General features: G+C 37.3%; 27 protein-coding genes. 11 read left to right on the top strand and 16 right to left on the bottom strand.

The window, feature by feature from the left end:
- Positions 1–16 precede the first annotated feature (16 nt).
- Positions 17–952, bottom strand: a complete 936-nt coding sequence (gene hemH, locus ASU02_RS11645; protein ID WP_057763714.1) for a ferrochelatase — start codon at positions 950–952, stop codon at positions 17–19.
- 85 nt (positions 953–1,037) lie between these two features.
- A complete protein-coding gene (gene hemE / locus ASU02_RS11640) occupies positions 1,038–2,084 on the bottom strand; it encodes a uroporphyrinogen decarboxylase (RefSeq protein WP_057763712.1) in 1,047 nt (348 codons plus the stop codon).
- A gap of 231 nt (positions 2,085–2,315) precedes the next feature.
- On the opposite strand from hemE, the gene ASU02_RS11635 reads away from it, so the two are divergent.
- Positions 2,316–2,816 carry an antibiotic biosynthesis monooxygenase family protein gene (locus ASU02_RS11635; RefSeq protein ID WP_057763710.1) on the top strand — a complete coding sequence of 167 codons (501 nt, stop codon included), beginning with the start codon at positions 2,316–2,318 and terminating at the stop codon, positions 2,814–2,816.
- 207 nt (positions 2,817–3,023) lie between these two features.
- On the opposite strand, the gene ASU02_RS11630 is transcribed toward ASU02_RS11635, so the two are convergent.
- Both ASU02_RS11630 and ASU02_RS11625 read right to left on the bottom strand, forming a co-directional pair.
- Entirely contained in the window at positions 3,024–5,264 is a 2,241-nt protein-coding gene (locus ASU02_RS11630; RefSeq protein ID WP_057763708.1) for a DEAD/DEAH box helicase, read from the bottom strand.
- A gap of 77 nt (positions 5,265–5,341) precedes the next feature.
- Positions 5,342–5,974, bottom strand: a complete 633-nt coding sequence (locus tag ASU02_RS11625) for a phosphatase PAP2 family protein (protein ID WP_057763706.1) — start codon at positions 5,972–5,974, stop codon at positions 5,342–5,344.
- Positions 5,975–6,336: 362 nt separating this feature from the next.
- Between ASU02_RS11625 and ASU02_RS11620 the strand changes: the two genes are divergently transcribed.
- Positions 6,337–7,506, top strand: a complete 1,170-nt coding sequence (locus ASU02_RS11620; RefSeq protein WP_057763704.1) for a M20 family metallopeptidase — start codon at positions 6,337–6,339, stop codon at positions 7,504–7,506.
- 202 nt (positions 7,507–7,708) lie between these two features.
- On the opposite strand, the gene ASU02_RS11615 is transcribed toward ASU02_RS11620, so the two are convergent.
- The 3 genes from ASU02_RS11615 to ASU02_RS11605 form a co-directional block, all read right to left on the bottom strand.
- The gene (locus ASU02_RS11615) at positions 7,709–8,434 is read right to left on the bottom strand and encodes an EcsC family protein (RefSeq protein ID WP_057763702.1); all 726 of its coding nucleotides are present in this window, start codon (positions 8,432–8,434) and stop codon (positions 7,709–7,711) included.
- A gap of 79 nt (positions 8,435–8,513) precedes the next feature.
- Positions 8,514–9,725 carry an ABC transporter permease gene (locus ASU02_RS11610; protein ID WP_057763700.1) on the bottom strand — a complete coding sequence of 404 codons (1,212 nt, stop codon included), beginning with the start codon at positions 9,723–9,725 and terminating at the stop codon, positions 8,514–8,516.
- Positions 9,718–10,458 (bottom strand): ABC transporter ATP-binding protein, encoded by a 741-nt coding sequence (locus ASU02_RS11605; RefSeq protein ID WP_057763698.1) that lies wholly within the window; start codon positions 10,456–10,458, stop codon positions 9,718–9,720. The genes ASU02_RS11610 and ASU02_RS11605 overlap by 8 nt, the downstream gene beginning before the upstream one ends.
- Positions 10,459–11,401: 943 nt before the next feature.
- Here ASU02_RS11605 and ASU02_RS11600 point away from each other — a divergent pair.
- Positions 11,402–11,821, top strand: coding sequence for an HIT family protein (locus ASU02_RS11600; protein WP_057763696.1), 420 nt, complete (start codon positions 11,402–11,404; stop codon positions 11,819–11,821).
- Between the two features lie 125 nt (positions 11,822–11,946).
- On the opposite strand, the gene ASU02_RS11595 is transcribed toward ASU02_RS11600, so the two are convergent.
- Positions 11,947–12,297, bottom strand: a complete 351-nt coding sequence (locus tag ASU02_RS11595; RefSeq protein WP_057763694.1) for an acylphosphatase — start codon at positions 12,295–12,297, stop codon at positions 11,947–11,949.
- A gap of 350 nt (positions 12,298–12,647) precedes the next feature.
- Here ASU02_RS11595 and ASU02_RS11590 point away from each other — a divergent pair, with 350 nt between their 5' ends.
- The gene (locus tag ASU02_RS11590) at positions 12,648–14,078 is read left to right on the top strand and encodes a PQQ-dependent sugar dehydrogenase (protein ID WP_057763912.1); all 1,431 of its coding nucleotides are present in this window, start codon (positions 12,648–12,650) and stop codon (positions 14,076–14,078) included.
- Between the two features lie 65 nt (positions 14,079–14,143).
- Here the strand turns inward: ASU02_RS11590 and ASU02_RS11585 are convergent, their stop codons facing one another.
- Positions 14,144–14,533, bottom strand: a complete 390-nt coding sequence (locus ASU02_RS11585) for a cupredoxin domain-containing protein (RefSeq protein WP_057763692.1) — start codon at positions 14,531–14,533, stop codon at positions 14,144–14,146.
- Positions 14,534–14,899: 366 nt separating this feature from the next.
- Between ASU02_RS11585 and serC the strand changes: the two genes are divergently transcribed.
- On the top strand, positions 14,900–15,979 hold the full coding sequence (gene serC, locus ASU02_RS11580; RefSeq protein WP_057763690.1) for a 3-phosphoserine/phosphohydroxythreonine transaminase: 1,080 nt from the start codon (positions 14,900–14,902) through the stop codon (positions 15,977–15,979).
- Between the two features lie 121 nt (positions 15,980–16,100).
- The gene (locus ASU02_RS11575; protein WP_057763688.1) at positions 16,101–16,637 is read left to right on the top strand and encodes a tryptophan transporter; all 537 of its coding nucleotides are present in this window, start codon (positions 16,101–16,103) and stop codon (positions 16,635–16,637) included.
- 32 nt (positions 16,638–16,669) lie between these two features.
- Here the strand turns inward: ASU02_RS11575 and ASU02_RS11570 are convergent, their stop codons facing one another.
- Entirely contained in the window at positions 16,670–16,861 is a 192-nt protein-coding gene (locus ASU02_RS11570; protein ID WP_057763686.1) for a hypothetical protein, read from the bottom strand.
- Between the two features lie 205 nt (positions 16,862–17,066).
- Between ASU02_RS11570 and ASU02_RS11565 the strand changes: the two genes are divergently transcribed.
- Together ASU02_RS11565 and ASU02_RS11560 are read left to right on the top strand one after the other, a co-directional pair.
- Entirely contained in the window at positions 17,067–17,429 is a 363-nt protein-coding gene (locus tag ASU02_RS11565; protein WP_057763684.1) for a YtxH domain-containing protein, read from the top strand.
- A gap of 305 nt (positions 17,430–17,734) precedes the next feature.
- Positions 17,735–18,310, top strand: a complete 576-nt coding sequence (locus ASU02_RS11560; protein WP_057763682.1) for an HTH-type transcriptional regulator Hpr — start codon at positions 17,735–17,737, stop codon at positions 18,308–18,310.
- A 5-nt stretch (positions 18,311–18,315) separates the two neighbouring features.
- Here ASU02_RS11560 and ASU02_RS11555 read toward each other — a convergent pair whose 3' ends face one another.
- On the bottom strand, positions 18,316–18,651 hold the full coding sequence (locus ASU02_RS11555; protein WP_232426232.1) for a DUF1878 family protein: 336 nt from the start codon (positions 18,649–18,651) through the stop codon (positions 18,316–18,318).
- Between the two features lie 171 nt (positions 18,652–18,822).
- Here ASU02_RS11555 and ASU02_RS11550 point away from each other — a divergent pair, with 171 nt between their 5' ends.
- Together ASU02_RS11550 and ASU02_RS26985 are read left to right on the top strand one after the other, a co-directional pair.
- Complete coding sequence (locus ASU02_RS11550; RefSeq protein WP_057763677.1) at positions 18,823–19,371, top strand: DUF3267 domain-containing protein; 549 nt, start codon at positions 18,823–18,825, stop codon at positions 19,369–19,371.
- A 157-nt stretch (positions 19,372–19,528) separates the two neighbouring features.
- Entirely contained in the window at positions 19,529–19,708 is a 180-nt protein-coding gene (locus ASU02_RS26985) for a hypothetical protein (RefSeq protein ID WP_053475154.1), read from the top strand.
- Positions 19,709–19,799: 91 nt separating this feature from the next.
- Here ASU02_RS26985 and ASU02_RS11540 read toward each other — a convergent pair whose 3' ends face one another.
- The gene (locus tag ASU02_RS11540; RefSeq protein ID WP_057763675.1) at positions 19,800–19,895 is read right to left on the bottom strand and encodes a YjcZ family sporulation protein; all 96 of its coding nucleotides are present in this window, start codon (positions 19,893–19,895) and stop codon (positions 19,800–19,802) included.
- A 22-nt stretch (positions 19,896–19,917) separates the two neighbouring features.
- A complete protein-coding gene (locus ASU02_RS25825) occupies positions 19,918–20,007 on the bottom strand; it encodes a YjcZ family sporulation protein (protein WP_082631772.1) in 90 nt (29 codons plus the stop codon).
- Between the two features lie 275 nt (positions 20,008–20,282).
- Between ASU02_RS25825 and ASU02_RS11535 the strand changes: the two genes are divergently transcribed.
- A complete protein-coding gene (locus tag ASU02_RS11535; RefSeq protein ID WP_057763673.1) occupies positions 20,283–21,149 on the top strand; it encodes a peptidylprolyl isomerase in 867 nt (288 codons plus the stop codon).
- A gap of 43 nt (positions 21,150–21,192) precedes the next feature.
- Here ASU02_RS11535 and ASU02_RS11530 read toward each other — a convergent pair whose 3' ends face one another.
- The 3 genes from ASU02_RS11530 to ASU02_RS11520 all read right to left on the bottom strand — a co-directional run bounded on the left by ASU02_RS11530 (position 21,193) and on the right by ASU02_RS11520 (position 25,585).
- Positions 21,193–21,375, bottom strand: coding sequence for a sporulation YhaL family protein (locus ASU02_RS11530; protein ID WP_057763671.1), 183 nt, complete (start codon positions 21,373–21,375; stop codon positions 21,193–21,195).
- Positions 21,376–21,557: 182 nt separating this feature from the next.
- Entirely contained in the window at positions 21,558–22,502 is a 945-nt protein-coding gene (yhaM, locus tag ASU02_RS11525; protein WP_057763668.1) for a 3'-5' exoribonuclease YhaM, read from the bottom strand.
- A gap of 83 nt (positions 22,503–22,585) precedes the next feature.
- Entirely contained in the window at positions 22,586–25,585 is a 3,000-nt protein-coding gene (locus tag ASU02_RS11520; protein ID WP_057763666.1) for an ATP-binding protein, read from the bottom strand.
- Between the last annotated feature and the right edge of the window lie 11 nt (positions 25,586–25,596).

Here is a 25,596-nt window from a genome sequence, read left to right as displayed (position 1 = left end):
CTTCTTTACATTAGTTTCATTTATTGGCTAATTTGTTTTGGATCACCGTTGCAAGAGCATCGATAAATTCTGGCTGATCATTGGGCATCTCTGGACGATAATAAGCAGCCCTAATTTCTTCTGTAACAACTTTGCATTCATAATCATTATCATACAGCACTTCTAAATGATCTGAGATAAAACCGACAGGTGTATAAACAAATGATGTATAGCCTTCTTTTTCAAAAAGCTCTCTCGTTAAATCCTGTACATCAGGTCCAAGCCATGGTTCTGGCGTATTTCCTGCACTTTGCCAGCCAACTGCGTAGTTTGTGACTCCTGCCTGCTTGGCAATCATATCTGCCGTTTCCTTAAGCTGATCTGGATAAGGATCACCTAATTGTAAAATCTTTTCAGGCAAGCTATGTGCCGAAACGATGAGGACAGCCTTTTCTCGTTCTTCAGCAGCCATACTTTCAAATGTTGATTTCACACGATCTGCCCAATATTTGATAAATTTCGGCTCATTATACCAGCTTTCCACTGAATGAATGACTGGTCCTCCAATTTTCTCTGCTTCTTCCTTCGCCCGTCCATTATATGATTTTACGCTGAAAGTTGAGAAGTGAGGGGCAAGAACAAGACTGACTGCCTCTTCAATTCCATCTTCGTGCATTTGTTTAACAGCATCCTCAATAAATGGCTCAATATGCTTTAATCCAAGATACATAACAAATTCATATTCTTCTTGTATTTCATTCAGATAGGATTCAAGACCTTTCGCTTGATCCATTGTTATTTTTGCAAGCGGAGAAATACCGCCGATTGCTTCATATCTTCCGCGTAAGTCCTCTAGCATTTCCGGGGTAGGCTTTCTTCCGTGTCTAATATGAGTATAGTAACGCTCAATATCCTCTTCTTTATAAGGCGTTCCATACGCCATTACAAGTAAACCCATCTTCTTTCTTGTCATATTTATCCACCTCTTGTTAATCTTTAGTTCTACTTTCATTCTGTCAAAATAACGCAAGATATCCAACTAATATGATTCGAAAGTTCTACTTGCTTAATTTTGAAGCTGAATACTCATGTACAAATGCAGTTAAACGTTTTAATGTTTCTGGATTAACATCAGGGAATACCCCATGTCCAAGATTAAAGATATATCCCGGACGCTCCATTCCTTGATCTAAAATTTCTTTTGCTTTCGCTTCAATCACTTCCCATGGTGCAAGCAAAAGTGCCGGATCAAGATTTCCTTGGACAGCCTTCGTAATTCCTCTTTCTCTCGCTTCCCTGATTGGCAGTCTCCAATCTAAACCGACAACATCAAGCGGCAGATCATGCCATTCCATTGCAAGATGGCTCGCTCCTACCCCAAACATGATGAGTGGTACATTTTCTTCTCTTAAAGCAGAGAAAATTCTATTCATCGTTGGTTTAATAAATATGCGATAATCTTCCACATTTAACGCACCAACCCAAGAATCGAAAATCTGAATTGCTTTTGCACCCGCTTTAATTTGCGATTTCACATATGTAATAGTCATTTCACTTAACTTGTCCATTAAGGCAAACCATGCTTTTGTTTCTGCATGCATAAATGCCTTTGTTTTATTGTAATTCTTTGAAGGACCGCCTTCGATCATATAGCTTGCAATCGTAAAAGGTGCGCCTGCAAATCCAATTAACGGAACCTCTAATTGCTCTTGTGTAAGAAGCTTAATTGTTTCAAGCACATATGGTACATCCTCTTCCGGGTTGATTTCTCCAAGCTTTTCAACATCGGCAACCGAACGAATAGGATTAGCAATGACAGGGCCAACACCAGACTTTATTTCAACTTCAACTCCTAGTGCCGGAAGTGGTGACATAATGTCTTTATACAGAATAGCCGCATCATTGTTATATTGATCAACAGGCAATTTTGTTACATATGCACAAAGCTCAGGCTGATGAGTAATTTCAAATAAAGAATATTTTTCTTTTATTGCTCTGTACTCCGGCTGAGAACGTCCTGCTTGACGCATATACCATACAGGCACATGTTCAGTTTTTTCCCCTCTAGCCGCACGTAAAAAAGTATCATTTATCATCTTCACCATTAAAATTATCCACCTTTCAAAACTGTCTGTTTAACATTTTAATATATAAGTAAGGATATTTGAAATTTTGACACCTAATCATCCATACTAACTGTATCGTTTTCAGCTATACTTGTATAGATAGCAGAGAAAAATGTCGAAATTTTGTCATAGTGTGTTAACCTTTTGGCAATGAATGTTCTAAAGATAATGATCGTATAGTCTAATAAAACAAATAAGGGGATGAATTATATGTATATTTACATGACAACTGGCACGTACAATTTTTTAAATAAAATAAAAGAAAAGCATCCTGGAGAATCTATGTTTCTCATGCAAAATATTGAAAATGCACTATTATTGCATGAATCGGATCAACCATCTGTATTTAAAACGCCTCGCTCTTTTCAAGTAATTGATTCTGTTGGTGCACTTGAAAATAAAGGTATTGTCGTCATGAATATGATTCCCGTAATTGAAGAAGAAAGACCTTTATTAGAATACCGTTTTAATCATATAAAAAGCCTTTTCGAAAAACATAATGGATTTTCAGCTATCCGATTTCTTCGCCCGCTTAAATCGGATGCCTACGTCATCCTCTCTTTATGGCAAAATGAAAAATCATATGTAAACTGGGAAAACTCTGCATCCTATACAACATTCAAAAAAGAAATAAGCACGCCTGCAAAACCAGCAAACCTATTAATAGGTTCTGCCTATGTTACAAAATATTTCATTCCAGAGGAAGAATAGAATGCATGAAATGCACAAGTGCCTTGGTCATCGCCATTACAAATGCAGAAGTTCCGGTTCTATCGAATCAAGGCGGACGAAAGCGAACAGATGCTGACTGATCGCAGGAAAATGACCTAAAATTTGTTAGGCAATAAGACGCTTGCGCTAGACAATTCTCTAACCCCAAAGTTATCCTTTTTTGAGCAAAAAACAAAAAACTTCTTTTTATCCGTTTATATATGAAGAAAGAAGATTAACAAGCTGTTTAGACTCAGCTCTTGCGGCAATAAACGGAGGAAGCGCTCTTACATTTGCTTCAACCGGAAGACCAAGCCAAACCAATTGGTTATCAATAATAACAACTGGAAAAGGGAGCGGTGCTACTATATGCTTCTCTGTCCAAAGCCCAGCTGTTTGCTCATTTGCAAGCAGGGTCAACATCACCCCTTTTCCTCTTCTATTTAATATGTCTATCCATTCTTCTGATAAACTGCCGCCCTCAGGGATTGAGACAGTGATGTTTTTTTCAGCTCCAGCAATATCTGCTCTCACTCGTTCAAGCTTTCTTGCATGCATCCATTGCAGGCCCGAGTGCTGATTTTTTATCCAAGTTCCAACTTCACTTGGACTGATAACTTTTCCAGCTATCCGTTGATGTTCAGCAAGCTTTCGCCAGGTTTTATTTTGATACACATGATTTCGCACAAACCCGTAGTCACATAGGTGAATGAACTTCCCTTTAGTCCTTGTGATCGCCACATTCAGCAGCATTTCACTTTCTTTCCCTATTAAAAGCATTCCGGCTCGATCCTGTGGATAGCTATCCACTGTATCAAAAATCATCATGTCGCGCTCACTGCCTTGAAATCGATGAACAGTTGCAGCAATAATGTCAGCACCATCTAGTTTATCTCTTAATAATTCATCTATCAGCTGTTCGAGCAGCAATGCTTGAGCGCGATACGGTGTGACATACCCTATGGACCTCATTCCCCCTAAATAAGCTTCATGAATTAACTGAACGGATAAAAGCAGATGCCATACATTAATTCTTGAATTAGAAACTCTATCTTTCATACAATAGCTCCCAGCTCCTAATGTATCTATCAGGACAGAAGCATGATTTTTAAAAGGCATTCTCTCAGAAATTTCTACTCTAGACTTCAGAACACTTCGATGATCTCCGACAAGAGAATGGTATATAAATCGATTTGTAAAAGAAGATATATCCGGGTGCATTCTTCTCTGCTCCTTTAAAAGAAATAAATGAGGGTGCAGCTTCCCCTCCTTCACCCATTCTGACACACCAGATTGATAGAAAATATCTTCTCTCAGCCATTCATTCACAAGCGGATGCCGTGCTGCTGCAATAGGAGGAAGCTGTTTAAAGTCCCCGCAAATAATCGCACGCTTAGCAAGTGAAACTGCAAAAGCAGACTGGGGGACATAGGCCATACTTGCCTCATCCAAAACCACCAGATCAAAGTCCTTTTCATAAATAGCTGGATCACTTGCTGCCTTTGCAAGTGTTGTGCCGACAATCTTTGCCTCTTTTAAAAACTCAAGTTCTTTTTGGCGAACTTTCTCAAGCACAGCTGTTAACTTTTTCTCTATCTCAAGAAGACGATTGGAGTCCCTTTTACTATAGGACTTAGACAAATCCTGTTTTATAAACCTGCGTTCCTCTAATAATGCTTCTTTATTGTTTGCCAAATTTGTATGATGCTTTTCTATGAGATGGCTTGCTGTTAAAAAAGGCCGGCTTTGAATCGCTTCCCCTGCTTGTGATCCATATCTTAGCAGATCTCCCTCACGTAAATGCCCTTTATTTTCAACAAATAATGAAACTTCCGCCATTAGTACATCAACAGCCTGATTGCTATGAGAGAGAACAAGCACCCGAGCATCCTTTAAATATTTATTGGCAACCACTCTAGCAAGTGTGTAAGTTTTCCCCGTCCCTGGAGGTCCCCATACAAAAGTGACGGGATTGTACTTTGAGCGGAGAATAAGCTCGTGAACATTTGACTTAATGTTATCTGACGGGTGTTTTGCTGGCATAGATGGATCCATCAGCTTTTTAATTCTACCTCTTTTCCGCTTGTTCTCTTTCATGTCCTCCAGACGTTGAAAAAGCTGATCCAGCAGCTCCCATGGATCATGCAGCAGGTAACTTTCAGACAAAACAGTGCCTAAGTTTTCTTTCACTTCTATGATGAGGCTTTTTCCTTCAGATGAAAGAATCCGACCATCCGCGAGCTTCTTTCCCCATTCAATTCTGACAATAGAACCGACAGGCACTTTTATAGAAGAAGGCGTATCAAAAAAGTAGATATAGGCATTTTCTTTCGAAAGCAACCGCCCATTTAACAGCAAATACCTTGTACTGCCTTCTTTTTTTAAATGTTGAATCTCTACCTTCAAGGCTTTTTGCCATAGCTTTATGTAAGTCAATGTTGTCGTCATTGCGTAACTTCCTTTACTTAAATAAAATTCATTTGTTTTTCATACATTTACTTGTGTGACATTGCAGGTGATTCATATTATTTTCCCTTATATAGCATGCCATAAAGAGAAATCCAAATGAATACCCAAATAAAACCCATGGCAAAACCAGCTGCGACGTCTGAAGGATAATGGACCTGCATCACTACTCTGCTAATCCCCATAAGGAGAATCCATATCCCAGCAACTATTCCTATTACACGCTTTACAGCTTTTGATTCGAATTCATTAATAATAAAATAGGCAACCATCAAATAAAGTATCATCCCCATCATGGCATGACCGCTTGGAAAGCTAAGGCTTTTTACTGTAACTAAATGCTCTAAATCAGGACGGGGCCTTCCAGCTGCATTCTTCAGCATTTTATTTATTGCATTGCCAAAAGCAACAGCAAAAACAAACACAGCCATCGCTAAATAATCCTTCTTTTTCATCCAAAGCCATAAAACAAAGAGAAGACTAACGATTCCAATCCCCAATTTAGAGCCTATTCGATCCATTAATGTAAAAAAGGGATAAGAAAACTCCGTAAATATTCCCGTTATAAAATTTGTCATATAATGATCAAAGCTTAAAGGACTCCCACTTTTGACAGCTATCCAAAAGTAGATAGATAATCCTGATGCTATAAGTAAAAATAAATAAGTTATTTTTGATTTTCTAAATTCCATTATTATAACTTCCTTTTTCACACATTTTTAAAAGGTTCTATTCTACTTGAAAGGTTAGTTGATTGGAGTGTAAGGTGTGAGATCCTCGAAAATGCATGAGCATTTCCTTCGTGCAGTGTGTATTCAAGTAGCTCATTCAACATCCTGTTCAGAGGAGGAGTGGGACCGTGAGACCCACCTACGCTTTTACGTCTAGAAGACTCACTGCCCACCACGTGTATCCTGAAGTGGAAATCAGCCATCGGTTTTAATTGGCAAAAAGCCTGTAAAAAACAATTAGTTTTATTACCAATATACCCCACATGGAACTAGTTAAAAATGTTATAATAATCAAAAAATTATACGTAAGGGAGAGAAGAAGGATGAATGCATTATTTGATAAGCTAGAAGAGTATTATGAAGAAATGGTATCGATTAGAAGACATTTGCATCAGCATCCAGAGCTATCCTTTAAAGAAGAAAAAACTGCTAAGTACATTCAAACATTCTATGAAAACCTTGGGATAGAAGTAAGAGGCCAAGTAGGCGGAAATGGCGTAGTTGCAAAAATTTATGGAAGCAAACCAGGGAAAACAATCGCTTTACGGGCAGATTTTGATGCATTGCCAATTCAAGATGAAAAAGATGTTCCCTATAAATCCCTCGTTCCTGGTGTTATGCACGCTTGTGGACATGATGGGCATACAGCTACCTTACTAGTGCTTGCAAAAGTACTCCATGAAATGCGGGAGAAACTAGAAGGAAATTATGTGATAATCCATCAGCATGCAGAAGAATATGCCCCAGGGGGAGCCATTTCCATGATTGAAGATGGATGCTTAAATGGGGTGGATGTGATTTTCGGAACCCATTTGTGGGCATCAGAACCAACTGGTACGATTCAATACCGTGTCGGACCAGTAATGGCTGCTGCTGACCGTTTTGAAATTACGATTCAGGGAAAAGGCGGTCATGGGGCTCAGCCGCATCGGACAAAGGATGCGATTGTAACTGCCTCACAATTAGTAATCAATCTCCAGCAAATAGTCAGCCGCAAAGTCAATCCAATTGATTCAGCAGTTGTCACTGTCGGTTCCTTTGTGGCGGATAATGCCTTTAATGTTATCGCTGACAGGGCTAAACTTATCGGTACTGTTCGTACATTTAACGAAGAAGTTCGTACATTTATCGAAGAGGAAATTGAGAGGATCGTAAAAGGAACTTGCTATACAGCTAATAGTACATATGATTATTTGTTTGCTAAAGGCTATCCTGCGGTCGTTAACCATAAGGAAGAAACGGATTACCTAGTAACATGTGCACAGCAAGTTGATAGTGTAACGAATATCGAGGAAACAGAACCACAAATGGGTGGAGAGGATTTTGCCTATTATCTTCAGCATGTGAAGGGAACCTTTTTCTTTACTGGTGCAAAGCCAGTCTACACAGATGAAAACTATCCACATCATCACCCTAAATTTGATATTGATGAAAAAGCGATGCTAATCGCAGCTAAAACACTCGGCACAGCTGCACTTCAGTATCATTCATAGAAAACGTAAGCGCCTTGACATCGCCGTACAAACGCAGAAGGGCTCTTTCTTTCGATAAAGGAAACACGGTGAATTTGAGCAATATCGCAGGAAGGAGACCTGGTTTTTGATAGGCGATATGACGCTTGCGCTAGACAATTCTCATACTTCCAAGTAAAAAATTCTGAAATTCTAAAAATGTAAAACAAAACAGCCCTAAATCTTATTCAGATTTTGGGGCTGTTTTTAATGTGCGTATCCGATAGGCATTTTTCGCTACTTCTCCAAGATGCTCCAATAAATTATTATTCGCGTAAGCACCAACAGCCGCACCGATGCCTGGTACAAGCTGGAGCATCTTTACAAAATCAATATAATCCCGATATTCCTGCTGAAATTCCTGCCAATCCATTTCAATGAATCCAGCTTTTCTTTGATCCCAATTCTCAACTATTTCCATTGTTTCCCTTCTCTTTTCATCACTTGAGAAGGCAAGCTTGAACACATGCAGAATAAAAAGTCTTTCTTCATATTCACTCGTATCATAGCCATAAATAGATGCCGCTTCAAAGAGGAATTTCATTTTTATGGAAAGCAGGAGCGGGAAATCGGCTAACCCAAGAAGAATGCCTCCTGCCCCTGTTCCTGCTCCTTCAACCACTGCTGTCTTTCGATAAATGGACAGTTTTTTCATTAATAAGTCATCCATCTCAGCCAGTGTGCTTAATGTGTATTGGTTTTTTTTGGTCGTCAGATTTGAGCCAATTAATGTGGCTTTTACCATGTTTTTTATACTCTCTGTCAACATTTGATGGACCTTGTCCGGAATCCAATTATTTACCTTTGTCTGTGCTTTTTTCGAAAGTCTATTAAGAATACCCGAACGCTTCACCATTTGGCGCTTCCAATCCTCTATCTCCCGAATTACAAGTAATTCATACTCGTTCATAAGCTTCCCTACCTTTACATTCTGTACTATTTTATACGTTAGACAGTTGGAAAGGTTTCACTTAGCTAATGTACAAACATTAGAAATTAAGCTTTTTCTTAATATAGAATTGAGTAAAGAGATAAGTAAACCCAATGCCAGCTATAAGTGAGAGCAGTGCGATGATCCCCTCTCCCTTTACTAAAACAGCTAGCGATAATAACAAGGCTTGTAAATATAAAATTCTTGATAATAGACTTTTAAACGATTGTTCCTTCAATCTTTCATCAAGCGGATACAGGTTCACCCATAGTTTATTTTGGTGATGATTCCAAAGCGGCAGCAGTTGGAATCCTGTTAAATACATAAATAGTAAAACAAGCAGAATTTGCCCGTATCCAAATGAAATGAAATAAATGCCTGCAGCCCCGATAATCGTTAAACGGACGAATAGGCCAAAATAATCACCGGCACGTAAAAAGGTTCTTATGAAAAGATGGCTAAACGTATTTTTCTGTGCAAATGCTAGCCTGTTAAACAGCCAATCAAGCCATGAACGTCTTTTCACACGATCTCGTAAATGCGGTACATCTGTAAACAGGTTGGCTAATCGGTAAAAGGAAGTCATCCTTCGTTCTTCCTGTTCAATCAGAGACTCCCATTTCAATCCTTTTTCCTTTGTGTTTTTGCTGTAGTATACATACAAGAGGAGCAGAAGGACGACCTCAGGCAACAGGAATAGCAAACCTTCATTGGAAAAAAGAAAAAATAAAAAGACGACGTTTACTGCATAACGGATAAAAGTATCAATCAGATGAACAGACTTTTCAACATAGTACTGCGCTTTCCAGCGAATAAGCAGATTGATCCCCTTCACCACCAATAACGCAAGCAAAAACAGCAAAAACGGCTGAAAATCTCCATTATTTACACGTGCATACATCGGCATAAATACAGCTAAGCCCATGATAAGCAAATACGCATGAAGGAGGAAACTGACAGCTAATGAGCGTTTAAAAAAACTTTGAAGTCTATTTTCAAGCGGCAGAAGGAAAATTCGATCTGCTTCCATAAGAAACGTATAGTTAGGAGTATAGGTAAGTATAAAGGCAAGTGCGATTGCCATGATAATAGCTGCTGGAAATTGCTCAGAAACAGTTGTTAGCCATTGCTGATAATAAAAGGCGGCTGTTCCAAGCAAGAAAACCATCACAATCATAATATGACCGTTAAAAATATACCGCAAATAGCGGCTCAGCTCTTTAATTCTCTGATTAAACCGCTCTTTCCATAATTTCTTCTCATCAAACATAATCTTCTTCCTTTGTGAGTTGAATATAGATATCATCCAATGTCGCTTCCGGCATCGAAAATTGTTCTCGTAATTCAGCCAATGTCCCTTTTGCACGCACTTTGCCTTCATGTAAAATAACAAATCTGTCACAATATCTTTCAGCTGTTGCCAATATATGGGTCGACATTAAAATACCTGCCCCATTTTCTTTCATCTTTTTCATCAGGTCCAGCAAGGATTGAATCCCCAGTGGATCAAGTCCGACAAAAGGCTCGTCAACAATATATAATGATGGCTGTACTAAAAAAGCACACATTATCATTACCTTCTGTTTCATTCCCTTAGAAAAATGGGCAGGAAACCATTTCAGCCTTTTTTCCATACGAAATTCCTTTAACAATCTTTCCATCCGTTCCTTATATTCAGAAGGCTTTAGCCCATAAGCCATCGCCGTTAACTCTAAATGTTCTTTAAGCGTCAGTTCATCATAAAGAATCGGTGTTTCTGGCACAAAGGTGAATTGTCTTCGATACGCCTCCTTATCTTTATGAAACGCATTCCCATTAATAGTAATTTCTCCGCTATGCGGCTCCATCAGTCCAATAACATGCTTAATAGTCGTACTCTTCCCAGCCCCATTTAAGCCGATTAAGCCGACGATTTCTTTTTCCTTTACTTCAAAAGAAACATCCTTCAACACAGGATTTCTTGTATAGCCACCCGTTACATTTTCTATTTGCAAAAGAGCCATATCCAACGTCCTTCCCTAATTTTCTTCTTCTATTGTAAGAAACGCTGCATCCCCTTGTCCAATCTGGAGGAAGAATTTATATAGGTTGATCAAACTTTTTTAGATCTTTTTTTAAATAATGTATATGAAATCTGATACCGGGTATTCTAATCTATGAAGGGGAACAAGTCATTTGATAACCTAAAGAATTATCAAAACTTGAAATGAGGTGTCTGTCGCAGACAGCTAAATTCACTTCCATGAATCGCTTCCATACGTTTAAAATCTAAGGGGATGGTTGCATTGGGCAATGTTGCTAAATGAACCGAAGATCTAGCGTTCTGATCGCCTAACCCGTTGGTGGTCTAGCATTCACTTTGAAATGAGGTGTTTGTAAAAGACAATGACCTGCTTTATACGTTGTAAAACTTATAAAGATTAGGGGATGGTCAGCTTGAACAAAGATCGAAAGTCTCTAGAAGTAAACACAATCATTCATAAATGAGGTGTTTATCAAAGGGAATAACCTGAAGTAGAAACGTCATTTAAGAAGCATTCCCCTTCACGAAGGCAGGATTCCACGCGGATCCTGCCTTTTAACCTTCTTTAGATAGGCTTTTCTAAAAGCTAGCAGTTATTGCTCAAGTTATGTGATGACCACTTCAGGCAAAAAATTTTGATTGGAGCGGCAAGGGTTCGAGATTCTTGAAAATGCTTCCTCATTCCTTCGTGCAGTGCTCATTCAAGAAGCTTATTCAACGTCCTGCGGGAAGTATAGGAAAGATGAGCACCCACAGGAGCGTTAGCGTTGAAGAGGCACATTGCCTATCTTCGCGGGTCGCAGCTCACCCTGGAACGCAAATCATCCCCTACCAGCTACATTTTATTTAACACCAATGTTTGTGAAAACAGCCTTTAGATATGATAAGATAATGGAAAATAGTACATACAGGAGTTGTTTCAAATGGGCGATTGTATTTTTTGTAAAATAGTAAATGGTGACATCCCTTCATCCAAGGTTTTTGAAAACGAACATGTTATGGCTTTTCTCGATATTAGCCAAATAACAAAAGGTCATACCTTAATTATTCCAAAAATACATAATGAAAATATTTATGATTTAAGTTCAGAAGCGGCACGGAATATTTTTGAGGTTGTCCCGCAAATAGCTAACGCAATCAAGGAACAGTTTAACCCCATTGGGATGAATGTCATTACAAACACTGGGGAACAAGCTGGACAAACTGTTTTCCATTATCATATGCACCTGATTCCTAGATATGGCAGCGGTGATGGATTTGGTGCAGTTTGGAAATCTCACCAATTCGATTATACACCTTCTGACTTGCAAGAAATTGCTGACGGGATCAAAAAACATATCTAATATTATTTAAACTCAGCTTAAAACAAGGTTGATTACATGGGACAGCGAATAAACCGTTATTTTGAAAAAAGTTCAAAATGACGGTTTATTTTTTTATCCAATAGGAATTTTGACTGTAGGGTGTACTATCTCACTATTGTAAAATCTTCATCATCCTTAATAGGTGCATCAATCATGATCACTTTTTTTACAGATGCCCGTTTCAATGACTGCATGCAATGAACCAGAAAATTAATTTTAGATTCCTCCCCTTGTATTTCAGCTTCAACACTTCCATCTTCTACATTTTTCACCCATCCCGTTACTTTCATCCTTTGAGCAATACAATGGATTTCTAAGCGAAATCCTACTTTTTGTACTTTTCCTGAAAAAATAACTTTTTTTCTAATGATAGTACCTGAACCAAACACTGGAAATTTAATACGATTTGCATGCCAAATGACATACTCTTCTCTAATTTTTTTCATCACACTCATTACTTAACGGACTCCTTTTAGTTTACTGCTCATTCTTCATAACCAAAATACATCAAAGTTAACTCCCTCTATGAGTAAAGCTAAATATATATTCTCGATTAATAATACTTATCCTTCCTATGAAAGCAAACTACTTGTTAACACCAAATGAAAAGCTTCCATAATGAAAGCTCCCGATCTTGGACCGTGATTTAAAAATCATCGTACTATTTATATTGCTGCCATTCCTCCAACACTGAAGGGAAACATGTTCATATCCCTAGCAGATTCCACAGCCCTTAATTGGTATTAATAAAACTGTTCCGTTCATATGCTTTTATAAGAAAACTGAGAAGGAGTGTGAAAGTTTGTTGGAAAAAGTTAAGGTTCGTTTACAGCCCATTGTAAGCAGGATAAATTTGCCGACCGTTTTGAAAACAGCTGTACTCCCAGGTGACTCAAAAGAAGCCTTATTTATTGCAACCCAAGTTGGGGAGATTTTTTACATAAGAGACGGAAGTTTACGGACATTTTTAGATATTCGCCCGCGAATCATAAAACTAGGTACTTCAGAAGCAGGTGTTTCGGGTGGGGGATATGATGAACGGGGATTACTAGGGCTAGCGTTTCATCCAGAATTTTATTATAACGGTCTGTTTTATCTTCATTATTCAGTAGCTGGAACACAAGGTCCGAGTGCTCTTCCTGAATCTTTTTCACCTAACCCCTGTGATCCAAAAACATTAAACAGAAGGTGGATAAATAGAGAAACTCAATATAATCATATTGATACTGTGGAAGAATGGATTCTACCATTAAATGGTCAACCCCAAAAGCAACGGACATTACTAAACTTAAGAAGACCATTTTTTAATCATAATGGTGTTAATAGCTTAAACTTTTCACCTGAAACAGGAAAACTTATTTTAACAACCGGAGACGGTGGAGCAGGCTATGATCCATTCAATTTAAGCCAGAATGATATAGAAATCGCCGGGAAAATAATAGAGATTGATGTAGCTAAAAATACATTTATCCAGAATCCGCCAATAGTCACACGGTTTCATGAACTTCCCGTGCCAATTCAGGAAACACTTACGGTAATTGCCAAAGGGGTTCGGAATATACCGGGCATTTCATTTCAAAGATATTCTAATCAATATATCAAATATGCAGGAAATGTCGGACAGGATTTGGTCGAATCGATTTTTTCATTTGTTCATTATAAGCCGATACCTGTTACCCAACTTGTTCAAGCTTTTTTAATGAAATATGAAATGGACCAAGAAGGATTTATTAACTTCGGCTGGCGAGGATGGGAAGGTATTTTTCCTACTTCAATTATAGGGGGCTGCTCTGAAAATTCGTCTTTAGATGAAAAAATAGCTGCTTATTACAATGAAGCAATTAGAACTTCGATAAGGCGCATTCAGCCTTTAACTAGTTATTTCCATAAAGATCAAAGACCCGATAAATTTGGAGGAACTGCACTTACTGGCGTGCAAGCCTATATGGGAAATAGAATCTCCGGTTTAACCGGAAGTGTTGTGTTTACCGATCTTGCTCGAAAGGAGGAATCTCGGTCACCGGCAAGAGGGGTTTTAGCGTATACTAGAATAAGAACAGATTGTAAACTAAATGATTTTAGTGTTATTCAAACCGATTATCATTTTGGGTCCAAGTCCGCTTATTATGTTAGTTTGGGATCGAATCTGAATCAGTCCACACTTTATTTAGGTGTTTATGGTTCTATGAAAGTGACAGATTTTAACCAAGGGACTATTTTTGAAATTATCCCGTGATTCCAGACACAGATAAAAATAATAAAAAGGGAGCTTCTGTTGCAGCTCCCTTTTTATCCTTCTTGCTATTCAACTACTACTTTTCCAACCATACCTTCCTGGAAATGATACCGGCATATTAATTCAAATGTACCTGGCTGGTTTGGTTTAACGGTAATGGTCTTTTCTTTTCCTTGCTGGATTTCAACGTCAATACCGAGCTTTTCCACTGTGAAGGTGTGTTCTTTCTTCCCTTTGTTTTTCAATATCAGCATTGTCGGTTTTCCGTTTGAAATAGTAATCGCTTTCGGACTAAAGTAATCATCATTCAACTCGACCTCAAGCTCTTTCACCTTCTCCGCTGGCTGTGTTCCCACTCCGGATTCGGCATATACGCCAAGAGACCCTGCTGTGTTTACACACACGAGTATCGCAAGCAAAACTACCAATCCTGTTAAACATTTTTTTACAAACATTCGCAAGCACTCCTTTCTTAAATATTATTTTTTACCCATTCAGAAAAAATTATCACTATAAATTTTGGACCAATTGTGCTTTCAAATAGGGAAAAAAAGATAAGCTTATACGACGATCTTCTTGAAACCATTTTTAATTCAATTTCCATGTTACATTAGATCAATAAGGAGAGATTCCTGTTATCTTATGCAGGTAATGTCTTTTTCCCAAATCAAAAAAAGAAAGGTGCTCAAATTTGCTGCGTGTCTTTTTATTTTATTTTTCAAAATATTCATAATTAGTTATGTACAAATACCTTTAATTTGTTACCATAGGAATATCTTTATTTCATTACAGTATGACAGATAATTTGGGAGGGAAAATGGATGAATCGAGCACTTAATTTCAACGCAGGTCCCGCTGTTTTACCGGAAACGGTATTAAGAGAGGCAGAAAAGAACTGGCTTAATTTTAATCATACTGGCATGGCTGTCATGGAGCTAAGTCATCGCAGCAAGGAATATGAAACCATTCACGAACAAGCCAAATTGTTATTGCGGGAGCTTCTATCCATCCCAGACAGCTATGAGGTACTCTTCCTTCAAGGCGGAGCAAGCCTTCAGTTTTCAATGGTTCCTATGAACCTCCTCACAGAAGGGAAAACAGGCAACTATATATTAACTGGTGTATGGGCTGAAAAAGCACTGAAGGAAGCGGAAAAGGTTGGGAATACATTCATTTCTGCGTCAAGCAAACATCAGCAATATCAATCTATTCCTGCAGAAAATATAGAGGTATCAGAAGATGCAGCTTATCTTCATTTAACAAGCAATAATACCATTTACGGCACACAATGGCAGCAGTTCCCTGGAAATATAGGGATTCCATTAATTGCCGATATGTCTAGTGATCTATTAAGCAGAAAGTTAACGATCGAAAACTTTGGAATTATTTATGCTGGCGCACAAAAAAATCTGGGCCCATCTGGCGTAACTGTCGTTATCATTCAAAAGGAGCTTCTTTCAAGATCAGGCAATCATTTACCGACTATGCTTAATTACAACACTTATGCAGACCATAACTCGCTTTATAACACACCGCCGACACTTGCAATCTATCTACTGAAGCTTGTGCTCGAATGGGCAAAGGAGTTAGGCGGTATATCGGTTATTGAAAAAAGAAATATAGAGAAGGCAAAGATCCTATACGATGCCATTGATTGCAGTGAAGGATTTTATTTAGGGCATTCGGAAAAGGAAAGCAGATCCAAAATGAATGTAACCTTTAACCTTACTGATGATGAAACAGCAAAAAGCTTTCTCCATCAGGTAAAAGAAGAAGGCTTTATTGGTCTAAATGGTCACCGTTCTGTTGGCGGATGCCGTGCTTCCATTTACAATGCGATGCCAGTAGAACATGTCATTCAGCTAGCAGAATTCATGAAAAAATTCAGGAAATATAACTGAAAATTACTTCTTCTTTTTCAGCTGTTTTATGTTATAATTATTACAAGTTTTTCGCTGCAGGCATAGAGCGCACTGCAGGAGGAACAAAAATTAGTTGAGACGAGAATAGGAGAGATGAGAAATGAATACGAAAAATCTTGTTGCCCTTTCCCTTTTAGTGGGAATGGGAGCGGTATTGCATGCAGTTATGCCAGGCTTTGGTGCTGGAATGAAGCCAGATATGATGTTAACGATGATGTTTTTAGGCATTATCCTTTTCCCTGATCGAAAAAGTGTATTACTTCTATCATTAGCAACAGGGCTTATCTCAGGGCTAACAACTACCTTCCCTGGCGGTCTATTCCCAAACATCATTGATAAACCAATTACTGCAGCAATCTTCTTCGGGCTTTTCCTTTTATTAAAAAAGTTCCATCAATCCATTATAAGCGCTTCTGTTCTAACGGCTATTGGAACACTGATTTCTGGGATTGTCTTTTTAACATCAGCATATTTCATTGTAGGTTTGCCTGGTCCATTTGCTGCATTATTTGGCGCAGTGGTCCTGCCAGCAACCATTGTCAACACAATCACAATGGCTATTCTATATCCGATTGCACAATCCATTATGAAACGGACGAAGCTTACAAATCAATCAACAGTTGCTGCAAAGCAATAATAATAAAACCCGCCTCTGCGGGTTTTTTGTTTTCATTTAAAGCTATGCATAATCACCCCAATAAGCAACAATCCGATTCCCCCTGCTGCCAAAGCGGCAGCTCTCCTTCTTAGTATATATTTAGGAGGGTATACGACGGGTCTCTTTATCGCTAGATAGAAATGTACACCTCCGGAGATTAGTAAAGCCCCGATTGTAAAGATGCCTGCAGTTAACCCTGACATTTCGGTCCCCACCCCTTTTCTTTTGAATTCAGCTTTTGTACAATTATTAAAATGTATGCTTGTTTTCTTTTATATATGAACTTTCCACATGTTATCATTTTAATAGGTTACATAGTATTTATGAAAAACCTTCACATTTAAATGAAGGATTTTTCTATCCTTTGTAGTAAAATCTATATAAGCAGAACATGAGAGGTGAAGAATTATGAAAGTAAAATCATTGCTCATTGGATTTTTTATTGGAGGGGCAGTAGCAGGAATAAGCACTTTATTATCCACGCCGACTTCTGGCAGAGACACCCGACAGAAAATCCAAGAAAAAAAAGATTGCATACAGAATCAAATAATTGAATTAAATAAGAAATTAATGCGTGTAAAGGATGCGACGATTCTCGCGTCAAAAGAAGGCAAGAAAGAAATTCTGGCTTTTTCAACTGATGTCAAGAGCTCCATTAATAAATGGAAGGCCGATATACGCCCTCATCAGCAAGAATTGCAGAAAGAATTACAAGCCATTGAAATCGCCATCCATGAGCTTGAAAAAAATATGAATATCAAGAAAGCCTAAAAATTTAATCATTTAACGCTTTCACTAAAAAAAATCCTTACTTTTATAAAAAAAAGAAGGATTTTTCCTTTTCAAGCCGAAAACAAATATATTAATAAAGTGAAACAGTCAGAGAGGGAGATTAATTTTGTTGAGTAAATTCTAACCAATCCCCTTTTATGTATTAACCCTATTTCCATTTTTACTCGTAATGAAAATCATTATATTAATCAATTTCTAAAAATTTTGTAAATTTATATCTTTATTAATTTTTGTTTTATTGGCATAATGTTATTAGACACTTAAAAAGAAGGTGATTTTTGAATATGAATGAGAAATTATATTCTATAAAGGAAGCCATGATCTTTAGTCAAAGGATTGCTCAATTAAGTAAAGCACTTTGGAAGACGATTGAGAAGGATTGGCAGCAATGGATTAAACCGTATGATTTAAATATTAATGAACATCATATTTTATGGATTTCCTACCATTTAAAAGGAGCATCCATTTCTGATGTGGCCAAATTCGGGGTTATGCATGTGTCAACAGCATTTAACTTTTCAAAAAAGCTTGAGGAACGGGGCTTACTTAAATTTTCAAAAAAGGAAAGCGACAAGAGAAATACGTATATCGAACTGACTCCTGAAGGAGAAAATATTTTACTAAGTCTTATGGAGACTTATGATCCTGATCAAAACGCTGCCTATACGGGTGCAAAGCCATTGCGGGACCTATATGGAAAATTCCCTGACATTATTGAAATCATGGCGATTGTCAGAAACATATACGGTGATGACTTTATGGAAATTTTTGAAAAGTCATTTGCGAACCTTGAAAATGACTTTGTAGAGGAAGATGGCAAGCTAACTAAAAAGGAGTATACACTAAAGGAGAGCGTATAGAGAAATCAAAGATACCTTCTTAATTCTATCATTAAAGGAAGAAATAATTGCTGTTTTATACATGCATAAATTACTTCATAAGCTGTAAGATTAGGATGTAAACGCTTCTCAAATTCTTTATAAAGCGGATGAAAATAAACAAAACCTTCCGCTTTCTGTTCTTCCCACTTTATGTTCAATTCTTCACAAATTTGATTGAATACCTTTACATCCTTTTCCGCAAGCGATTTTTCAACCACTAATTTATAGAAGGAATGATTCGGGTTTTCAATAACCTTCAAAAGCAGCTTTTGATGATATTCAAGTTTGTTTATTTTCTCCATCAATATGTAAATATCCACCTTGTTCCTCCATTTATCAATCATACCAGCCACAAATATTCTGGTGTATGTCCATGATTATTCTTCGACAAATTCTATGTTTTTTCCCTATTGATTTTTTCGCATTTTCATCGTAAAGTATCTTAGTAAGTTTTATGGAAATATATTTTCTCCTTGTGGAGGTATGATACAATGAATTGCTGGAAGACAATTAACTTTAACAAGCATTATGGATCTCAAAGACTTTTCTTTATGTCTTCCTTAACAATGTTGCTAACGTTTATTATAATTTACGTACCTGCTCAATATGTGTTTAGGGTTACTTCTTTTTACGATAACTATTTCTTATTATTTATTATTTGCTTATGGTTCATGTACCCGTTTCATAAGCTTCTACATTATTTACCAGTAGCCCATCTTGGCAGTAAAATAAAAAAATTAGTAACCATGAAATATGGACTATTGCCGGTCATTCAGATTAAAGTTAATGAGCCAATAGCCAAATGGAAATTTATTGTCGCATTATTTACACCGTTTGTCACGATAAATAGTTTATTGATTTTGGCATGTTTTTATTTTCCGCATTATGTTCACTATTCTACCATTTTACTAGCCTTTCATGTTGGCATTTGTTTTTCTGATTTCATTTGTGCCAAGAATGTGCTTTCTGCTCCCAATCGTTCATATATTGAAGAAAACGATGAAGGCTTTGAAATTTTGCTGAGAAGCAACTATTCTTAATTGGTTGAAAGAGAAATAATTCAACCTCTATCCATAATAATATTTATGGAATCTTAAATACTATCTTTTTTCTTAAATTTTTGTTATTGTAAATAACATATCAAACTTGTAGGTCATTTTTTAAATCATCTGACTGTTTAAAGGAGGGAATTTTTCTATGATCTCCATTTTTATAATTTTTGCTGTTTTTATTTTATATAATATTAACAAAATGACAAATTCCCTTTGCCTTCAAAAGGATATACCTGAAGATCGGCAGCCTAAAGTATTTCGAACGATTAATATTTTGGTGACTATCCTTTTGATATCCTCGTTTGTTGAAATTTTATATGCATAATTGACAAAGAAAAATGGCATACAGAAAAAGCGGAGGAAATCATTCCTCCGCTTTTCTTTACATAGGGCGGATAAACTTTATGTCCCTGCCACTACAACCAAGATGCACCAATAATAATTAAAAGGATAAATAAAACGACGATTAAGGCAAAGCCTCCACCGTGTCCATATCCAGCTCCCCCAGACATAATGCTTCCTCCCTTCCTTAAGTTATAGCCAAGCTGCGCCAACAATTATTAACAAGATGAATAACACTACGATCAGCGCGAAACCTCCGCCGTGTCCATACCCTGCACCCATGAGTACACCCTCCTTTCATGTTGCTAACATATCCTATTCAATTGCCTCCACGGGCGAATAGGCAGATATCACGACTTATCCAAAATTATTGCTCCAGCTAATTTCTTCGTATGAATGTTTTCTTTTTATCATATGACTAAACGAAAGAATTGGGATAGGTGAATACATATTTTCTTACCCGCATTATAGGTTATTGTTTTTGTTCTACCAGTCATTTATGGTATAGTAAGTTTTGTGAAATCGAATATCAACAAATACAATTAGGAGTGTTCAACATGAAAAAATGGATTATTACCCTATCACTTACAGCTGGGGTTTTAGGATTAACAGCATGTAACAGCACAAATGGGTCTGGAGATGTTGTTGTTGAAACAAAAGCTGGTGATATTTCAAAGGACGAGCTTTATGATGCAATGAAAGAAAAATATGGTGAACAAGCATTAAGAGAGCTTGTCTACGAAAAAGTCCTTTCAGAAAAATACAAAGTAACAGATGAAGAATTAAATAAAAAGGTTGATGAGCTTAAAGAACAGTTTGGTGCTAATTTTGAGCTTGCCTTGCAACAAAACGGATTCAAAGATGAGGCTGATCTAAAAGAAACATTCAAAACAGGTCTAATGCAGGAAAAAGCTGCTATTAAAGATGTGAAAGTAACAGATAAGGAAGTTAAGGAATACTACGATAATTACAAGCCACAAATTAAAGCCCGTCATATTTTAGTTGAAGATGAGGCAACTGCTAAAGAAGTTAAGAAAAAGCTTGACGAAGGTCAAAAATTTGAAGATTTAGCAAAAGAATACTCTAAAGACCCAGGTTCTGCAGCAAATGGTGGCGATCTTGGCTGGTTTGGAGCTGGACAAATGGTTCCTGAATTTGAAGAGGCTGCTTATGCACTAGATGTAAATGAGATCAGTGAACCAGTTAAATCACAGCATGGCTATCATATTATCCAAACAACAGAGAAAAAAGAGAAAAAACCTTTTGAAGACATGAAAAAGGAAATGGAATATGAAGTGAAGGTTTCCAAGCTTGACGGAGCAACTATTGAAAAAGCAATGGAACGTGAATTGAAAGATGCTAAAGTTAAAATCAATGACAAAGATTTAAAAGACATTTTAAAGAGCAGCACTGAAAATAAATAAATAATTACCTAAACAAAATAGGTCCCTTCTGGGACCTATTTTTCTATACTCCTCTTCTAGCTTCCTTTTCCTTTTGTATTCTTTCCATATACACTCTTCCCTCTAGTTCGATGCTTTCATTCTCCACCTTCCGTTCCTCTTTTCCAGTCCTGAAAGCCATATACGCACTTAAAAGAATTCCTGCAACAACAAAATAAGCCCAAAATGGTATCGTCAACAACTTCATATACCCCCTAATTGAAGGATTGTCCTAGCCTTATTAAAATTTATGCCTCCAATCAGAAATTATGATTATCCTTACATACTTTCTATTCATAAGAAAATATAAAATGTTACAACTATTTTACTTTTCCCTTTAAACATAAACAGCCGTTCCCTCTATTCTCTTGAGGGAACGGCTGAAAAAAACTATTTATGAAAAGCTGGTTTGTAGAAGGAGCGATTATCTAATGCGAATACTCTTTCAGTGAACTCGCCTGGTTTTACTCTTTCTAATGCACGATCAAGCATATTCATCTTTGCATCAAGATTATCAATATAATGAAGGATCTCAGCTTCCTTAATTAGTGGAGGCTTCGGACTGCCCCATTCTGCCTTCCCATGGTGGCTCAAAACTAAATGCTGCAGAACGAGGACCTCTTCTCCGTTTATTGAAAGTTCATCAGCAGCTTTTCCGATTTCATTAACCATGATAGTGATGTGACCAAGCAGGTTTCCCTCAATCGTGTACATGGTTGATATCGGACCAGATAACTCGATGACTTTACCAAGATCATGAAGGATGACACCGGAATATAAAAGGTCTTTATCCAGGCTCGGATAAAGTCCTGCAATTGCTTTAGCTAAATCAAGCATAGAAACGACATGAAACGCTAGACCTGATACAAATTCATGATGATTTTTAGTCGCTGCAGGATACTCAAGAAATGCGTTCTGATGCTTCTTAATTAAATGACGAGTAATTCTTTGGATATTCGGATTTTTCATTTCAAAAATATACTGCGTTATTTTCCCCATCATTTCATCTGTACTTAAAGGAGCTGTTTCAAGGAAATCTGCTAATTTAACTGGATCAGTTGGAGATGCCTGCCGAATCTGACGGATTCGCAGCTGATTGCGCCCACGGTAATTTAAGATCTCTCCAGTTACTTTCACAATCGTTTCTGGACTAAAGGTCTTTTCATCTCCGTCAGACACATCCCAAAGCTTCGCCTCAATTTCTCCACTTTTATCTTGGAATATCAATGTTAAGAAAGGCTTCCCATTACTGGCAATTCCTTTCGTTGCATTTTTAATTAATAGAAACTGTTCAATTTGTTCTCCAACATCGTAAAACATAATTCCCTTTGACATATATTCCGCACTCTCCCTTCTATAAAAATAGTATACCATATAGATCTGTTTTTTCGTTTGATAAGGAGGACGAGAAACTCATCCTATACTAGTAAACTTGCTGTATGATTTACGTTTAGAATTTGATTTTGTGAAAAATATGGCAGCATATGCTTGTGACATGTAAAAAATAAAATCTGCCTATTTTCAATGCCTTTTAATAGGCTCATGATCTTCTCTGTTCTTACATGGTCAAAGTTCACGAAGCTATCATCAATGATAATTGGAAATGGAAGCTTCTCATATATAGTTAATGCTAGAGAGAGCCTAAATGCAACATAGATCTGCTCCATCGTAGCCTGACTGACTTCGTTGGCTTCAAATAATTGCTGATTGCTGCTTTCAATGAGAAAACCGCTGCTATCCTTCTTCAGATACAATCGGACATATTTTCCATTTGTTAAGCAAGTAAGAAATTCTTCCGCTTTTTTTAGCATCCTTGGCATCCGCTCGGTTTTGAAACGTTCCACCGTCTTGTCGAGAATTTCTTTTGCAATCGCATACTTGGCCCATTCTTTTGCATCTTCCTCTAGCTCTGCCTTCATTTGTTTAAATTTATGAAGCAGATCTGCATATGTGCCGCCTTCTTCTATTACTTGAATTTCATATTTTATTTCAGCAAGGCTTTGTTGCAGGATAGGCATGTTTTCTTTCAGTTCTTTCATCCTTACCGTATGCTTTTGTATAATCGAATCTATATTTGTAACGCTCATATATGTTTCTATCTCTTCCTCATTAAACGATGAACGTTTCAGCTGACTTACAACATTTTTAAGCTTATCATTCAGCTGTCTTTTTTTCTCTGCCCATTGCCCTATTTCTCGGAAGTTCTCAATATTTTCTGCCTGTGCGAGCTGCAGGAGTTTTTGCTGCTCCATTAGAAAATGATCGTGTTCTATTTTTTTTCTTACATATTCTTCTTCAAGCTCAGAAAACTTTGTCTGCTTTTCACTTTGTTTTATTTGTTTTTCTGTTTCATCTTTTAGTAACTTTCTTAATAAGTATGCCGTTTCTTGGATAGTTGACGGAGCCATTTTCAAATAGGCATCACTTAATGAAGAGATTCCTTCAATCATCTCTGTTATCCGCATAGAAACCGTTTCACTGCGTTCAAAAATGTTCTTTCTCTCTCTGTACAGCTTCTTCAGCTGTTCGATAAGCTGAAAAGCATCTCCTAAATAATTTAAAGCAATATCCCGTGGGAGAAATAGTTCTTCCCCAAGTTCAATCATTCTTCTCTCTGCTTCCAATTTCGCCTTTTCCCAAGATTCAAAAGCTGCAATAATTCTTTCATATTGTTCGTTTCCCTGCTCCCATAAAAGCTGATAATGTCGAAGCTGCTCGACTATTTCCCTATCGTTCTCAAGCTTTATTTTAATAGCAGACATCTCCTGATCATCATGTTCATTCAACTTTTGAATGAGCTCCCTCTTTTTTTCTTTTAACGTCTTCATTTCATCTGTAAAAAAATCACCATTTGACTTGGTTATTTTTTTATAATGCAAATAGAGAGTAACAATCATGCCAAGCACGCCGGCAATAACTAGCAACCACTCCGCGTTTACAATCCCCAAGACGACAAGAATCATAAAAAGAATACTGAAGAGTGTTAATTGAATACGATCTTGCGCCTTCTTTCTTCTTGTCTTTTCCATTTCTTTTTTTTCTGCTAATTGGAGAAACGCAAGTCTATCGTCTATTTGTGTTCGTTCATATTCAATTATTTCCCTTTGATTGGTATCTTTTATTTTTTTCTCAAGTTCAAGTCTGACTGATACAGGAAGACGCTGCTGTTCTAGAATTTTCATTTTTTCTTCCGTTTCTTCAAGCAACTGTCTCCCTTCATTAAATCGTTCATCTAGATCATGCTTTTTTGCCTTTACCCTTCGATACTGTTCTTCCGTATGAGTAATTTTCTCCTTCATAAAGACACTTGTATTAATGCTTAACAGCTCGTCTTCCTGTATGGGCAAATGAAGCTTCTCCTTTAAAGTAAGTTCAGCTTGTGTTAATTCTTGCAGCTTTACTGTCAGCTCTTCCTTCTCCTGATTAAGCTTTTCTAATAATGGGAGGCTTTCAACTGCAGCCGTAATTTCAGGTTCTTTATGAATAAAAGCTTCATTTGGTTTACTATTTTCCAGCTCAACAATCAAATGGTTTTTTCTCTGCACAAGACCAGCTAGTTGCCCCTCAAGCGGTTTGATCATTTGCTCCAGACGATCCATTCTTGTTAAGCCGTCTATAGGAAAATGAATCTCTTCAAATGTTCTCAGTTCTTCTTCTATCAATTGCTCTTCCATCTTCAAAGGCTGAATATGTCTCCATTCCTCTAATCGGGCCTTTTTATCCTGAACAAGTAAAAGTTCCTCGTGGTTTGAAGTAATCTGTTCTTCTAACTCCACTCTCTCCTTTAAAAATGTCCAGTACTGTTCATTTTGCTTTTCCGCTCTTTTCAGTTCTTGATGAACCTGTTTAAGTTCATTCAGCTTGATGTTTATAGTTGGCTTTTTCCCATTCGGTTTAAAACGTGAATCAAGCTCTTTGAGAAGTAAATTTTCCGCTTGGATAAGCTGGTCTGTCCCTAATGTCCCTGCAGAAAATAAAAATCTTCCTAAATCCTCCCCTTTTAATTGATGGATATTTTGTAAACCATGAACATTGAAGGAGAAAATCGACTGATAGAGTGCCTTATCTACATTTGATAATAGTTCTTTTAAGAGCTCTTCCTCCCCCAGCGTCCCATCCTCAAGAGTGACCCTGACATCTCCAGCAGACTTGCCTTTTACACGCTCAATAACAGCCTTTCCATGGGCTGGGAATATTGCTGTAAGCTGGCCTCCATATTTTGACCCATCCTTCGGTTCATACCTTAGCTCTGACTGCTGCTTAGTCGGAAAGCCAAATAAAATGCTATGAATGAATGACATAATAGTTGATTTGCCTGCTTCATTTTCCCCATAGAATACTTGAAATTCATTTAAATCGGCTATCTTCAGGCCAGAAAGCTTGCCATATCCATAAATATGTAAATCCGTTATTTTCATCTCTTCACCTC

This window comes from Cytobacillus praedii (assembly GCF_001439605.1).
GTDB classification, from domain to species: Bacteria; Bacillota; Bacilli; order Bacillales; family Cytobacillaceae; genus Cytobacillus; species Cytobacillus praedii.
Note: the sequence above shows the minus strand (reverse complement) of the source record. Positions and strands in the feature narration are given on the sequence as shown.

Bases quoted from the DNA above. Each gene is read 5' to 3' on its own strand.
- ASU02_RS11630 (WP_057763708.1), bottom strand. From the start codon at position 5,264: ATGACGACAACATTGACTTACATAAAGCTATGGCAAAAAGCCTTGAAG.
- ASU02_RS11585 (WP_057763692.1), bottom strand. From the start codon at position 14,533: ATGTTTGTAAAAAAATGTTTAACAGGATTGGTAGTTTTGCTTGCGATA.
- ASU02_RS11520 (WP_057763666.1), bottom strand. From the start codon at position 25,585: ATGAAAATAACGGATTTACATATTTATGGATATGGCAAGCTTTCTGGC.
- hemH (WP_057763714.1), bottom strand. From the start codon at position 952: ATGACAAGAAAGAAGATGGGTTTACTTGTAATGGCGTATGGAACGCCT.
- ASU02_RS11610 (WP_057763700.1), bottom strand. From the start codon at position 9,725: ATGTTTGATGAGAAGAAATTATGGAAAGAGCGGTTTAATCAGAGAATT.
- ASU02_RS11625 (WP_057763706.1), bottom strand. From the start codon at position 5,974: ATGGAATTTAGAAAATCAAAAATAACTTATTTATTTTTACTTATAGCA.
- serC (WP_057763690.1), top strand. From the start codon at position 14,900: ATGAATCGAGCACTTAATTTCAACGCAGGTCCCGCTGTTTTACCGGAA.
- ASU02_RS11540 (WP_057763675.1), bottom strand. From the start codon at position 19,895: ATGTCTGGGGGAGCTGGATATGGACACGGTGGAGGCTTTGCCTTAATC.
- ASU02_RS11620 (WP_057763704.1), top strand. From the start codon at position 6,337: ATGAATGCATTATTTGATAAGCTAGAAGAGTATTATGAAGAAATGGTA.
- hemE (WP_057763712.1), bottom strand. From the start codon at position 2,084: ATGGTGAAGATGATAAATGATACTTTTTTACGTGCGGCTAGAGGGGAA.
- ASU02_RS11575 (WP_057763688.1), top strand. From the start codon at position 16,101: ATGAATACGAAAAATCTTGTTGCCCTTTCCCTTTTAGTGGGAATGGGA.
- ASU02_RS11595 (WP_057763694.1), bottom strand. From the start codon at position 12,297: ATGAGTGTGATGAAAAAAATTAGAGAAGAGTATGTCATTTGGCATGCA.
- ASU02_RS11560 (WP_057763682.1), top strand. From the start codon at position 17,735: ATGAATGAGAAATTATATTCTATAAAGGAAGCCATGATCTTTAGTCAA.
- ASU02_RS11615 (WP_057763702.1), bottom strand. From the start codon at position 8,434: ATGAACGAGTATGAATTACTTGTAATTCGGGAGATAGAGGATTGGAAG.
- ASU02_RS11550 (WP_057763677.1), top strand. From the start codon at position 18,823: ATGAATTGCTGGAAGACAATTAACTTTAACAAGCATTATGGATCTCAA.
- ASU02_RS11535 (WP_057763673.1), top strand. From the start codon at position 20,283: ATGAAAAAATGGATTATTACCCTATCACTTACAGCTGGGGTTTTAGGA.
- ASU02_RS26985 (WP_053475154.1), top strand. From the start codon at position 19,529: ATGATCTCCATTTTTATAATTTTTGCTGTTTTTATTTTATATAATATT.
- ASU02_RS11600 (WP_057763696.1), top strand. From the start codon at position 11,402: ATGGGCGATTGTATTTTTTGTAAAATAGTAAATGGTGACATCCCTTCA.
- ASU02_RS11605 (WP_057763698.1), bottom strand. From the start codon at position 10,458: ATGGCTCTTTTGCAAATAGAAAATGTAACGGGTGGCTATACAAGAAAT.
- ASU02_RS11570 (WP_057763686.1), bottom strand. From the start codon at position 16,861: ATGTCAGGGTTAACTGCAGGCATCTTTACAATCGGGGCTTTACTAATC.
- ASU02_RS25825 (WP_082631772.1), bottom strand. From the start codon at position 20,007: ATGGGTGCAGGGTATGGACACGGCGGAGGTTTCGCGCTGATCGTAGTG.
- ASU02_RS11565 (WP_057763684.1), top strand. From the start codon at position 17,067: ATGAAAGTAAAATCATTGCTCATTGGATTTTTTATTGGAGGGGCAGTA.
- yhaM (WP_057763668.1), bottom strand. From the start codon at position 22,502: ATGTCAAAGGGAATTATGTTTTACGATGTTGGAGAACAAATTGAACAG.
- ASU02_RS11635 (WP_057763710.1), top strand. From the start codon at position 2,316: ATGTATATTTACATGACAACTGGCACGTACAATTTTTTAAATAAAATA.
- ASU02_RS11530 (WP_057763671.1), bottom strand. From the start codon at position 21,375: ATGAAGTTGTTGACGATACCATTTTGGGCTTATTTTGTTGTTGCAGGA.